Source organism: Nitratidesulfovibrio sp., from assembly GCF_040373385.1.
In the GTDB taxonomy this organism is placed as follows: Bacteria; Desulfobacterota; Desulfovibrionia; order Desulfovibrionales; family Desulfovibrionaceae; genus Cupidesulfovibrio.
This window is the reverse complement of the sequence record NZ_JBDXXH010000004.1, coordinates 47,998-60,697: the sequence shown is the minus strand read 5'-3', so window position 1 is coordinate 60,697 and position 12,700 is coordinate 47,998. Positions and strand designations below refer to the sequence as shown.

General features: G+C 67.3%; 10 protein-coding genes. 6 read left to right on the top strand and 4 right to left on the bottom strand.

From position 1 onward, the window contains the following. Positions 1-3: 3 nt before the first annotated feature. Together tpx and ABWO17_RS08640 are read left to right on the top strand one after the other, a co-directional pair. Positions 4-516, top strand: coding sequence for a thiol peroxidase (tpx, locus tag ABWO17_RS08645; RefSeq protein ID WP_353117601.1), 513 nt, complete (start codon positions 4-6; stop codon positions 514-516). A gap of 352 nt (positions 517-868) precedes the next feature. After that, positions 869-1,342, top strand: a complete 474-nt coding sequence (locus tag ABWO17_RS08640) for a hypothetical protein (protein WP_353117600.1) — start codon at positions 869-871, stop codon at positions 1,340-1,342. A gap of 149 nt (positions 1,343-1,491) precedes the next feature. Here the strand turns inward: ABWO17_RS08640 and ABWO17_RS08635 are convergent, their stop codons facing one another. Continuing rightward, a complete protein-coding gene (locus ABWO17_RS08635) occupies positions 1,492-1,728 on the bottom strand; it encodes a hypothetical protein (protein WP_353117598.1) in 237 nt (78 codons plus the stop codon). Positions 1,729-1,879: 151 nt separating this feature from the next. Here ABWO17_RS08635 and ABWO17_RS08630 point away from each other — a divergent pair, with 151 nt between their 5' ends. Continuing rightward, positions 1,880-4,072: a Tex family protein gene (locus ABWO17_RS08630; protein WP_502914905.1), complete on the top strand. Its 2,193-nt coding sequence runs from the start codon at positions 1,880-1,882 to the stop codon at positions 4,070-4,072. Between the two features lie 185 nt (positions 4,073-4,257). Here the strand turns inward: ABWO17_RS08630 and ABWO17_RS08625 are convergent, their stop codons facing one another. Beyond that, positions 4,258-6,882 (bottom strand): tetratricopeptide repeat protein, encoded by a 2,625-nt coding sequence (locus ABWO17_RS08625; protein ID WP_353117596.1) that lies wholly within the window; start codon positions 6,880-6,882, stop codon positions 4,258-4,260. 52 nt (positions 6,883-6,934) lie between these two features. Here ABWO17_RS08625 and ABWO17_RS08620 point away from each other — a divergent pair, with 52 nt between their 5' ends. Further along, on the top strand, positions 6,935-7,297 hold the full coding sequence (locus ABWO17_RS08620; protein WP_012612020.1) for a molybdenum cofactor biosynthesis protein MoaE: 363 nt from the start codon (positions 6,935-6,937) through the stop codon (positions 7,295-7,297). A gap of 275 nt (positions 7,298-7,572) precedes the next feature. Further along, positions 7,573-8,037, top strand: a complete 465-nt coding sequence (locus ABWO17_RS08615) for a thermonuclease family protein (RefSeq protein WP_353117594.1) — start codon at positions 7,573-7,575, stop codon at positions 8,035-8,037. A gap of 353 nt (positions 8,038-8,390) precedes the next feature. Here the strand turns inward: ABWO17_RS08615 and ABWO17_RS08610 are convergent, their stop codons facing one another. After that, on the bottom strand, positions 8,391-9,755 hold the full coding sequence (locus ABWO17_RS08610; RefSeq protein ID WP_353117592.1) for a sodium-dependent transporter: 1,365 nt from the start codon (positions 9,753-9,755) through the stop codon (positions 8,391-8,393). A gap of 320 nt (positions 9,756-10,075) precedes the next feature. Beyond that, positions 10,076-11,182: a tRNA(5-methylaminomethyl-2-thiouridylate) methyltransferase gene (locus ABWO17_RS08605; RefSeq protein WP_353117590.1), complete on the bottom strand. Its 1,107-nt coding sequence runs from the start codon at positions 11,180-11,182 to the stop codon at positions 10,076-10,078. A 422-nt stretch (positions 11,183-11,604) separates the two neighbouring features. On the opposite strand from ABWO17_RS08605, the gene recA reads away from it, so the two are divergent. Beyond that, positions 11,605-12,678, top strand: a complete 1,074-nt coding sequence (recA, locus tag ABWO17_RS08600; RefSeq protein WP_196607810.1) for a recombinase RecA — start codon at positions 11,605-11,607, stop codon at positions 12,676-12,678. Positions 12,679-12,700: the final 22 nt, after the last annotated feature.

Below are 12,700 nucleotides of genomic sequence, written 5' to 3'. Positions count from 1 at the left end.
CCCATGGACCGTACCGGCATCATCACCTTCAGGGGCACGCCCCTCACCCTCGGCGGCACCCCGGTGGCCAAGGGCGACAAGGCCCCCGGCTTCTCCGCCCTGGCCAACGACCTGTCCCCGCGCACCCTGGCCGATTACGCGGGCAAGGTTCTGCTCATCTCCGCCGTGCCCTCGCTGGATACCGGCGTGTGCGACATGGAAACCCGGCGCTTCAACCAGGAAGCCACCCGCCTTGGCGCGGACGTGCGCATCCTGACCATCAGCTGCGACCTGCCCTTCGCCCAGGCCCGCTGGTGCGGCGCCGCCGGGGTGGACGCGCTGGAAACCCTGTCCGACCACCGCGACCTTGCCTTCGGCAACGCCTACGGCGTGGTGATCAAGGAATTGCGCCTGCTGACCCGCGCCATCTTCGTGGTGGACCGGTCCGGCACGGTCACCTACACCGAAATCGTGCCCGAAGTGAGCCACGAACCCAACTACGAGGCCGCCCTGGCCGCCGTGCGGGCAGTCCTGTAACGACGGCAGCGGAAAACCCGCAGATGGTCCGGCCCGGTCGGCACCTGCCGCACGGCCCCCCTGAAATGGGCGCCGGAACGACGCCGACACCGCCGACACCGGCTGTTTTACGAAAATGACAATGCGGTTTCGCCCACGCGAAACCGCATTGTCGTTCCAAGGCCCTCCCTGTTGCCCGCACGTGCCAGCCAGCCGCTCCCGGCGCCCATCAGGAACGGGCAGTGGCAGTCCGAAACGGCCCGCCAACCTTGCGCGGCGGCTCTGCCTGAGCTAGGCTGCGCACCTTGTCATGCCCCGCACGCTGCCGCGCGGAGCATCGGACGGATACCACCCCGCCGCAGGAGCAGCCCGCATGTCCGCATCCCCTCTCACCCCCGACGAAACCCGCGCCCACCTTGTCGCCACGGTGCTGCGCCACCTGTCGCGCGACGCCGGGCGCCGCACCGAGGCCCTGGAAGACTTTCTGGCCGTGACCCTGCCCGACATGGACGAACGGGGTGCGCGGGCGTTGTCGGCCATGGTGCCCCAACTGCCCGAATCGCTGTACGGCAAGTGGGCCTCCCTGTTCGTGGACCGCCTGCAGGAAACCGTGCCCCACGAACACGTGGCGGCCCTGTGCGACGGCAGCGAAGAGAACGACGCCACCATCGCCCTGGTCTACGTGATGTTCATGGAGTCGGAAAAGATGGAGCGCCAGGTGGCGGAAGACCTGCACGCCCTTGGCATCACGCAGGGCGGCGAGAATGGCCCGGACGACTCGGGCGCGCTGCTGGGCGCGTATCTGCGTGCCCGGCTTACCGCGCGCGGGCAGGGGCCGATCAACTGACAGGGCAGTCCCGGCAGCACGCAGCCGCCAAAGCCCGTGCCTGCAGAACGGCAGCGCCAAACGCCGCATGATCCGGCACCGCGAACGCCAAGGGCCGCGCACATGCGCGGCCCCGCAATTTTCCGGCCGCACGCCGGGCTCCGGACTGGCTACTGCTTCTCGACCTTGAGCCCGTCATCGGTGGCGGTGAGCAGATAGGTGCAGCCCCCGGTTTCGAGACAGTAGTCCGAACCGGGAAACAGCGTGGAGCGGGCAGACCATTCGTCGTTGACGAACACGTCGCGCGCGCCGCCGCTTTCCTCGTAGCGCACCTGGGTTCCGTCGGCCAGGATGACGAACTCCGCCTCGTGGATGACGGCGGGCAGATCGGCTTCGGTATGGCTCATGGCAGGCCTCCTTCTCGGTTGCGGATGGCAGGACTGTGGCAGAATACCAATCCACTGACGTAATCACATACTTACATCGTCCGCCACCGGACAACAACAGGAATATCCCGTGACGCCAGAACTTCAGGCCAACAGCCCCACCCCCGCCGCCATTCCCGCAGCCGCGCCGATCTCCGCCGCCCCGGCAGTCCTGGCCGTCGCGCTGTCCCTGCCGGTGTCCGGCGTATCCGCCGTCATGGCCCTGCTGGACGAAGGGGCCACCATTCCGTTCATCGCCCGCTACCGCAAGGAAGCCACCGGCAGCCTGGACGAAGTACAAGTGTCCGCCGTGCGCGATGCCCTTGAAAAGGCGCGCGAACTGGATAAACGACGGGCGACCGTGCTGGCATCATTGGAGGAGCGCGGGCTGCTCACCCCGCAACTTGCCGGGGCCGTGGCCGGGGCCGCCACCCTTGCCGCGCTGGAGGACGTGTACCTGCCCTACCGGCCAAAGCGCATTACCCGCGCGGAAAAGGCCCGGCGGCGCGGACTGGCCCCGCTGGCGGAGGCCTTGCGCACCGCGCGGCCCACGGCGGACGCCCTTGCGCTGGCCGCGCCCCATGTCACGCCGAAAGACACCGACCCGGAACTGGCCGTGCCCGACGTGCAGGCCGCCCTGGCCGGTGCCCGCGACATCCTGGCCGAAAATTACGCGGAATCGGCCCCCCTGCGCGGTACGTTGCGCGACCTGTTCGTACGCCGCGCCGTGCTGCGCGCCAAGGCCGTGCCCGGCAAGGAGGCGGAAGGCGCCACCTACGCCGACTGGTTCGGCCACGAGGAACGCGCCGCCGCCATGCCCTCGCACCGGCTGCTGGCCATGCTGCGCGGCGAGCGCGAAGGCTTCCTGTCCGTGGCCGTGCGCCCCGACGACGCCGACGCGCTGGACATCCTGCACCGCCGGGCGGGCATCGCCGCCAACGGCCCCGCCCCACGGCCCGAAACAGCCGCCGGGCAGGTGGATGCGGCCCTTGCCGACGCCTGGAAGCGGCTGCTGGCCCCCTCGCTGGAAAACGAACTGCGCACGGCCCTGCGCGAGCGGGCGGAGGCCCAGGCCATCGGGGTATTCGCCGCCAACCTGCGGGAACTGATCATGGCCCCGCCCCTGGGCGGTCGCCGGATGCTGGCGCTGGACCCCGGCTGGCGCACCGGGTCCAAGCTGGTCTGCCTGGATGCGCAGGGTACCCTGCTGCACCACGAGGTCATTCATCCGCTGACCGGCGACGCCGGGGCGGAACGCGCCGCGCGCACCCTGCGCGACTGCTGCGCGAAATACGGCATCGAGGTGGTGTCCGTGGGCAACGGCACCGCCGGACGCGAGACGGAGGCCTTCGTGCGGGGGGCGGGCCTGCCCGCAGGGGTGGACGTGGTGCTGGTGAACGAAACCGGGGCCTCGGTGTACTCCGCGTCCGACGTGGCCCGCCGCGAATTTCCCGACCATGACCTGACCGTGCGCGGGGCCGTTTCCATCGGGCGGCGCCTCATGGACCCGCTGGCCGAGCTGGTCAAGATCGACCCGCGCTCGCTGGGCGTGGGCCAGTACCAGCACGACGTGGACCAGGCCGCCCTGCGCCGCGCCCTGGACGAGGTGGTGGCCTCGTGCGTCAACGCCGTGGGCGTGGACGCCAACACCGCAAGCCCGGAACTGCTGGCCCATGTTTCCGGCATCGGCCCGGTGCTGGCCCGCAACATCGTGCTCCACCGGGCGGAGAACGGCCCCTTTCGCAGCCGCAAGGACCTGCTGAAGGTGCCGCGCCTTGGCCCCAAGGCCTTCGAGCAGGCAGCAGGCTTTCTGCGGGTGCGCGGCGACAACCCGCTGGATGCCAGCGCGGTGCACCCGGAACGCTACACCCTGGTGGCCCGCATGGCGGCGGACCTTGGCTGCGCCCTGGCCGACCTGCTGCGCCGCGACGACCTGCGCGGGCGCATCCGACCCGAGCAGTATGTTTCCGAGGGGGTGGGGCTGCCCACGCTTGGTGACATTTTGGCAGAACTGGCCAGGCCGGGGCGCGACCCCCGCCCGTCCTTCACCCCGTTCCGCTTCGCGGAGGGGGTGCATTCGCCCGACGACCTGGAACCGGGCATGGTGCTGCCGGGCATCGTCACCAACGTCACGGCCTTCGGGGCGTTCGTGGACATCGGGGTGCACCGCGACGGCCTGGTGCACGTCAGCCAGCTGTCCGACCGCTTCGTGCGCGACCCGTCGGAGGTGGTGGCCCCTGGCCGCACCGTGCAGGTGCGGGTGCTGGAGGTGGACCGGGCGCGCGGCCGGGTGAGCCTGGCCATGAAGGGCGTGGACCAGCAGTAGCCCGCTGCGGCGCGCCGCCATCGACCAGGCCGACAAGGAGGCCAGACCGGCGGAAGCACAGACGGGAAGCACGGACTGAAAGCAAAACCCCCGCGCAACAACCGTCGCGCGGGGGTTTCCTCGTATCCCGAACACATCGTGTCTGGCCGTCGCGCCGGACGCGGCAGGCAAGTCGCCACGACGCCCTACTTCTTTTTCTTCGTGCGCTTTTCGCGAGCCTCGCTGAACAACTTATCCTTCTTCTTTTCGAAGACCAGGGTGGTGCGCAGCGCGGCAAGGCCCAGGGCCACCACGGACAGGATGAGGATCAGCCCCTTCTGCAACTGCCATTTCTGGGTGCTGATAAGGCCCGTGGCCCATGTGGACCCGGCGCGTTCGCCGTAGAACAGGGCAAGCGGCGCCGCCACCAGGATCAGCAGCAGCCCGACGATCTCCATCCACAGGAAGCTGCGCCAAAACAGCAGCATGAACAGTGTGGAATCGCGCACCATCCGCAGGAACTTCAGGCGCGATTCCAGGTCCTTCAGCCGTTCCTCCTCGGCCTCGGCCACGGCATGGGCGCGCTTGAAGGTTTCCGCCACCTGCAAATTCGTCTTCAGCGCCCAGTTCAGGCTGGCGGCGCACAGGTTGTAGTTCTTGTTGAACTCCACCAGAATGCGCGGGAACGGGAACCAGGCCGCCTCGTCGCGGATGTGCATCAGCCGGGTCATGAACCCGTTGAACAGGGTCTTCAGGTCCTTGGCCTCGCGCCCGATACGCAGCTGCATGTCCTTTTCCAGTTGCGAGCGGCCATTGATTACCGTCTGGTACGGCACGAAGTTGCGTATTTCGGCCATGCGCACCAGATTGGCCACGCGCATGTCGGTCTGCACGGTAAAGGGATGTTCCTCGCTGAACCACGTGCCCAGTTCCGCCCGCAGACGCGCCAGCCCCTGCTTCTCTTCTTCCACGCGGTTCTCGGCCTCGCTCCACGGCACATGCAGCGCCGTAAGCAGGTGCAGGTGACCGCGCTCCAGTTCCGGGTCCAGCAGCACCCGGTTGAACACGTTGGGATCCTGGGCGATCAGGGCCAGCAACTGCGCCGTGGCCTGCTCCACGAAGCCCATCTTCACATGGCACACCGCCTGGCGGTACTCGGCATCGGTCCACTGGGGGCACATCCGCACCACCTGCCGGTAGAGCTGGGTGGCAGGCTGGTACTTGCCCTGCACCTCGTGCAGGCGCGCCTGGAGAAAGATGTGCCACCCCTGCTGCAACGCCGTGGGAGCCAGGGTTTCCGCTTCCTTCCACAATGAGGCGGCGCGCAACAGGTCGCCACGTTCCAAGGCCACGTAGCCCAGCATGGTGCGGTTGCGGTAGTCGCGCGGGTTCTTGATCTGGATCTGGGCCAGTTCGCGCTCCAGCGCCATGGGCTCGCCATGGCGGATCGACTCCAGCACGCCCCACACCGGGTTGTCGTCCTTGGGGGCCATCTCGTCGAGGCCCTTGGGGTAGTCCTTGCCCCGTGCCAGCCACATGCGGCGCACCATGCGGTGCTGCGCGGCGCCGCCGATGTCGAACATGGCGCGGGTCATGATGCCTTCCGCCCCTTCCGAGGCCAGCAGCACGGCAACCCCTTCGCCAATGTCACCGGCCAGTTGCGCGTCTATAATCTGGAAGCCCTGATTCAGGGTGTCGAAGTCCAGCAGGGCCACGTCGCGCCACACGCTGGGGGTCAGCGTCTCCAGCTTGCGGGTGGGGCAGGCCGTGACCTCGTGGTTGCGCATGCCGCAGTAGAAGCAGCACGGGTTGTTGCCCGCCACCGCGCGGGTGGAAACCACCACCGGCAGCGCGCCCGCCTCCTGCCCGTCGTCGGCAAGGCCCACGTTGCACCAGTCGTCCATGCTGCTGTGCTCGACCGAAAAACGCACCTCGTGGATGGTGAAGCCCTCGCCCAGCAGGTAGGCGTTGCGAAAGCTGGTGTGCGGGTAGTCGGGCACCAGTTGGTCCCAGTCCAGGGCGACCTTGCGAGGCAGCTCGTTGTTGAAGTTCAGCCCCCTGCGGTCCACGATGGCGCTGACGCACGGCCAGTAGCTGTCGGGGCGCTGTTCCTTCACCTCGCGCACGCGCTGCAAGAGGTCGCGGCACCACTGCCGGTACAGGCGCAGGTTCTCCAGCGGAAAGATGAGAAAGGATTCGTGCAGGATGTACTTGAACTTGTGGCGCTTGAGGATTTCCTCGATCTCGCCGAACATGGCGCGCCAGCCCGCCTGAAATCCCTTGTCCAGGGGGTTGCCCAGGGGGCGCAGCACCGAGTACCATCCGGTGGTGGACTGGTACGGCAGGCGCGAATCGGCCCGCAGCATGGTCCATTCGGCGGGCACCATGCCGCGCAGGGCCGCCGCCTTCTCGAAGGACAGGCCCGGCACGCCGGTGCCCATCTCGCGGGCGCGGGGGTGCACCCACACCTGGAATTCCTGCGGGGCGATGAGTTCCTGCGTGGTCAGCACGTTTTCCAGCGACAGGGAAATCTCGCGCTTGATGCCCAGCAGCAGGCGTGCGGGCAGCACCTGCCCGGCCACGGGCAACGGGTTGAACTTGCCCCATATTTCCAGCCGCGCCAGCGCCAGGAACACGTCCGCCGAGAAGAAGAACCACAGCGACTGGTCGCGCTCGACGGAAATGGTCATGCCGCCGTAGTCCTGCAAGGTCTGCGGCACGGCGGGATTGATGTCGCCCTGCCAGTTCAGCCACAGGGCAAGCCCCGCGGCGCTCATGCGCGATTCGCGGAACTCCGGCAGGCGGCGCAGCAACGATTGCAACTGGGGCATCCGGACCTCTGGATACGGCTAACCAGGGAACAACCCTGATACGGAGTGACGAATGGACGTTACCAAGGCCCTCGCGGACCTGAAGAAGGAACCGGGCTTCGCCGACAACGTCGGCATGGTGCTGGTGCACAACGGCGTGGTGCGCGGCTGGTCGCGCAAGGACAAGAGCAACGTGGTCGCCATCAGGGTAACCCCCGACCGCGAACGCATCAATGAAATATGCCGAGAGCTGTCGGCGCGTCCGGGCATCTTCCGCATCCTTGCCGACGCCGTGGAAGGCGAACTGGCCCCCGGCGACGACGTGCTGTTCCTGGTGGTGGCGGGCGACATCCGCGAAAACGTCAAGGCCGTGTTCGCCGAACTGCTCGACCGCATCAAGGCCGAAGCGGTGACCAAGGAAGAAATCTTCGGCTGACGCCACGGGGCCCGGGTCCCGCGCCACATTCCGTTCCGCCCCGGTGGCAGTGCCGCCGGGGCATTTTTTTCACCTTCCGCCAAAAGTACAGCAAGTTCCATTCCTTTTCGCGCCATTCGGGCTACGACAGGGTTGCGGCGGCAACGGATGCCGGGTCTTGCCGGGCGTTCGCCCCCGCGAACCGCAGCCACGGAAGCACGGGGCCGCCCCGGCAACTCCGTCCCACGCCGCGCGGCACTCTTGCACTTTTTCTATATATAGATTTTTATATATGCATGCGCCGCACATTTCTTGCCCGCATGCTCCGCGCCGGGCTTCTGGCCCTGCCCCTGCTGTTCCCGCCGCTTCTGGCGGACACGGGCGGTCTTGCCTGCCAGGCCGGGGAAACATTCGGCGGTGCGCGGGCCGTGGTGCTGCGCGTGCCCGATGGCGACACCTTGGTGGTGGACATTCCCGGCTATCCGCCCGTGGCGGGCCGGGCCATCAGCGTGCGCATCGCCGGGTGCGACACGCCCGAAAAGCGCGACCCGCGCGCCAACCTGCGCGAACTTTCGCGCCGCGCCCGCGAGCTGACCCTGCGCATGGCCGCGCCGGGCAGCACGGTGACCCTGCGCAACCTGCGCCGCGACAAGTACTTTCGCCTGCTGGCCGATGTGGAGGCCGACGACGGCGACATCGCCACCGCGCTCATCGAACACGGGCTGGCCAAGCCCTACGCGGGGGGCCGCAAGGAATGGTGAGGGTGCGGGGCTGGCCTGCACCTTCCCGCATTCGCCTTTTCCTCACTTCCCCTTCCCGCGCGTCCCAGCCCCCTGCTCATTCAACGCAAAAGGCCCCGCCGAAGCGGGGCCTTTGCATTCATGGCTTGCGGGTTCGCACGAAACCCTGCCGGCATTTCCGACTGCGCGCGGCAGTATTTCCGTTTTCCGGCTTTCGCGCGGGTTCAGCGGCTTTCCGAAAACGCGCAGGACGTGCGGCAAGGACAAGGAAAACCGTTTTTTTGCGACGGGAGTGTACTCTTCCCGTACTCGACCGGAGCAAAAAAACGGTTTGACGCCGCCATTGCCCGCGTACTGCGCGTTTTCGACGCGCGCTAGAAGACCTTGAGGCCTTTGAGGAGAACCAGCAGCACCAGCACCGGGCTCACCCAGCGCACCACGGTCAGGAACGCGGCGATGATGGGTCCGTTGAGCAGTTGGCCCCGGTTGGACAGTTCCGTCTTCACGTTGGCCGCACCCCACACCCAGCCCGCAAACAGGCAGATGAAGATGCCGCCCACGGGCAACAGCACGTTGGACGACAGGAAGTCGTACAGGTCGAACACGGTCATGCCGAAGATCTTCACGTTGGCCATGGTGGACATGGACAGCGTGGCCGGAATGCCGATGATGGCCAGCGTCACCGAGGTGAGGATGGTGGCGCGCTTGCGCGGCATGCCGAACGATTCCGCCAGCCAGGCCACGGGCACTTCCAGCAGCGAAAGCATGGCGCCGGTGGCGGCGATGGCGGTGAGGCAGAAGAAGATGACCATGAATACCTGGCCGCCCGGCAGCGAGGTGAACACGGCGGGGATGGTCATGAACAGCAGGCTGGGCCCGGCGCTGGGCTCGAAGCCGAAGTTGAACACGGCGGGGAACACCGCCATGCCCGCAAGGATGGAGATGGTCAGGTCGCACAGCATGACGCGGGTGGCCGTCAGCGGAATGTCCTGGTCGTTGCGGAAATAGCTGCCGTAGGTGGTCATGGTGCCCATGCCGATGGACAGCTTGAAGAAGGCAAGGCCCAGGGCCATCAGGATGACGTTGGGAGTGATCTTGCTGAAATCGGGGGTGAACAGGAAGGCCAGCCCTTCGGCAGCCTTGGGCAGGGTAAGGCTGCGCGCGCACACCGCCACCAGCAGCAGGAGCAGCACGGGCATGAGCACCTTGGTGGTGCGTTCGATGCCCTGCGCCACCCCGGCGATGATGATGACGCTGATCAGCACCAGCACGCCCCACTGCCACAGCAGCGACTGCACCGGGTTGCCCACCAGCGCCTCGAAGGCCTTGGCGGCCACGGCGGGATCGGTGGTGGCTATTTCGCCGGACAGGGCCTTGAAGATGTAGGCGAACACCCACCCGGCCACATCGGTGTAGAAGCCCATGATCAGGAACGCGGCCACCACGCCCGAAAGGCCCACCAGATGCCAGGGCTGGCCCTTGGGGGCAAGCTGGCGGAAGGTGCCCACCGCATTGGCCCTGGCGCGGCGGCCAAGCATGATTTCGGATATCATCACCGGCAGGCCGACCAGCAGGGTGGCCAGCACGTACACCAGCAGGAACGACGCGCCGCCGTTCTGCCCGGTGAGAGCCGGGAACTTCCAGATATTGCCGAGACCCACGGCCGAGCCGAGGGTGGCCGCAAGCACGCCGAGACGCGTCGCAAAGCCGTCGCGGGCGGTGGTGATCTGTTTCGCCATGTGCACTGTTTCCTTGAAAGATGAGCTCCGGGCGATCCGGGCACCCCTCATTAGGCTCATCCCCCTTCTTTATCAAGGGATTTGTCTCACTCCGCAATGCCGGAAGCACCCCGAAATCCGGCAGCGGCGCGCAACAGCGCGAAATGGCAGACCATACCAAAAAGAAGCGGCACTTGCATGCGCACGTGCCGCCTGTGAAGGACGCAAGTCTGGTCGTACCCGCCAGTACCACGTCATGGGTGTGGTCATGGGGCAGGCCGGGCGGGCCGTCTGACCGACGCCGGGGTCGGTCGGCAGGTACACCGCCCGTGCCGGACGCCCTACTCCGATTGCCCGTCGGGGCCGTCGTCGTTGCCCTCGGGCACGGGCAGCGCGCGGGCGCGGGCATCGGCGCGGATTTCCTCGCGCACGCCCAGCCAGTTCAGTTCGCCCCAGCCCAGCGAGGAGACCCGCGCGGGGGTTACCGTCACCTCGGTCATGCCGTCCGGCCCGGCCACGCGTACGGTGACGGGCGTGCCCTCGCGCACCGCCTTCGGAGAAAACGAGGCCACGAAGGCGGCGGCATCGCGCACCACTTCCGCGTCCCAGACCTTGCCGTCGAACTGCCGCCCGATGGCCAGCGGACCGGGAAAGCCCGCCACCTTGAAGTGCAGGTCCGCCGGAAAGGCAAAGCGCACCAGCGCGTCGTTGTCGGCCTGGTGACGGCCAATGGACAACCAGTGCGGCCCGGCCCAGTACTGCCGCCCGATGTTGGCCAGCTTGAATTCCGCGGCGGTGGCGTGCGGCGAATGGGCCAGCACCGGCCAGTAGCGGCGCGCGTTCTCCCGCTCTGCCAGCTTGCAGCCCCCGGCGGGGGTGGGAATTTCGGTCAAGCCGTACTTTTCGGCCAGGGCCATCTGTTCCTTGCGCCCGCGCCCGAAGATGGCGTGCAGTCGGCTGCGGTCCACCAGGCCCGATTCTTCGGCGGGGGTGGGGTCCAGCTTCTGGGCGCACAGGGGGCGCAGCAGAAGTTCCTTCACCCCGGCATCGCGCCGGATGACGTTCAGGGTGTCGCGCCGTTGCGACATGGGGCGCTGGCCCAGCACTTCGCCGGTGATGATGAACGAGGCGCCGTAGCGCTCCATCATCTCCCGCGCGCGGGAAATCATGATGATCTTGCAATCCACGCAGGGGTTCAGCACCTTGCCGAAGCCGTGCTGCGGACGTTCGCGCAGCAGCGCGGCAAAGTCCTCGCCCATGTCCACGGTGGCGATGTCGAGGCCGTGCACGGCCTCCCAGTGCCTCACCTTGCCGGGCTTGCCGAAGAACGGAGAAACGAAGTGCAGGCACTTGACCGCAAGCCCCTGCTCCTCGATGACCTTTACCGCCAGAATAGAGTCGAGACCGCCGGACAGCAGGGCCACGGCGTCGTAACGTTTGCGTTCCATGGGGGGTGACATACGGCGCGGTGGGGCCGTTGGCAAGGGGCGCGGAGCGCACACCGGCCAGGGGCGCGGCGTGGCAGTGCCCCCTGCCTTGCCCGCCCGGCCCTTGTCCGCCCCGGCCTGACCCGATACGGCCTGACCCGATCCGGCCTGACCCCGATCCGGCCTGACCCGATCCGGCCCCTGCCCCGCCGTCCGGAGCCGCGCACCCGGCGTTGCCCGCCGCCGCGCCTTCTGATATTCCCCGTGAAGCCCTCGGACGCCCGGGCCTGCCCGTCAGACGCATCGGGCCTGTTCGCCAGACGCATTGAGCCTGTTCGATCCGTCTGACCTGTCCGATCCGTCTGGCGCATCAGGCCCGTCTGGCGCATCAGGTCAGTCTGGGGCCACCCCAAGCCCGCAATCATCCCACCCCGGAGACATACATGGCGAAGAAACCCGCGCTGACACCGGAAGAGATGCGCCGCGAGGCTCTCTCGACGGCCCTCAGCACCATCGAGCGCAAGTACGGCCAGGGCTCGGTCATGAAGTTGTCCGACACTGCCCACGTGAACATTCCGGTGATTCCCACCGGCTCCATCGGGCTGGACCTGGCCCTTGGGGTGGGCGGCATCCCGCGTGGCCGCGTATCGGAAATCTACGGCCCGGAATCCTCGGGCAAGACCACGCTGGCCCTGCACATCATCGCCGAATGCCAGAAGCTGGGCGGCACCGCCGCCTTCATCGACGCCGAACACGCGCTGGACACCAACTACGCCCGGCGCCTTGGGGTAAAGACCGATGAACTGCTGATCTCGCAGCCCGACTTCGGTGAACAGGCCCTGGACATCGCCGACATGCTGGTGCGTTCCAGCGCCGTGGACATCGTGGTCATCGACTCGGTGGCCGCCCTGATTCCGCAGGCGGAACTGGAAGGCGTCATGGGCGAAATGCAGGTGGGCGGCCAGGCCCGCCTGATGTCGCACGCCCTGCGCAAGCTTACCGGCACCATCCACAAGTCGCGCACCGCCGTCATCTTCATCAACCAGATCCGCATGAAGATCGGCACCATGGGCTACGGCAACCCGGAAACCACCACCGGCGGCAACGCGCTGAAGTTCTACAGCTCCATCCGCCTGGACATCCGCAAGATCCAGACCCTGAAGGACAAGGAAGAAGTCTACGGATCGCGCACCAGGGTCAAGGTGGTGAAGAACAAGGTTGCCCCGCCCTTCCGCGAGGCGCTGTTCGACATCCTGTACGGCACGGGCATCTCGCGCACCGGCGAACTCATCGACCTCGGCTCGGACGTTGGCATCATCGAAAAGAGCGGCTCGTGGTTCGCCTTCGGGTCCGAGCGCCTCGGCCAGGGCAAGGAAAACGTCCGCGCCCTGCTGGAAGAAAACGAAGCCCTGCGCCTGAACGTGGAAGCCAAGCTCATCGAGCACCTTGGCATGATGCCCACCAAGGTCGTGGACCCGGACGACAACGCCGGGGCCATGGACGACGACGAATTCTAGCCGCACCGTGCGCCGCGCCGCC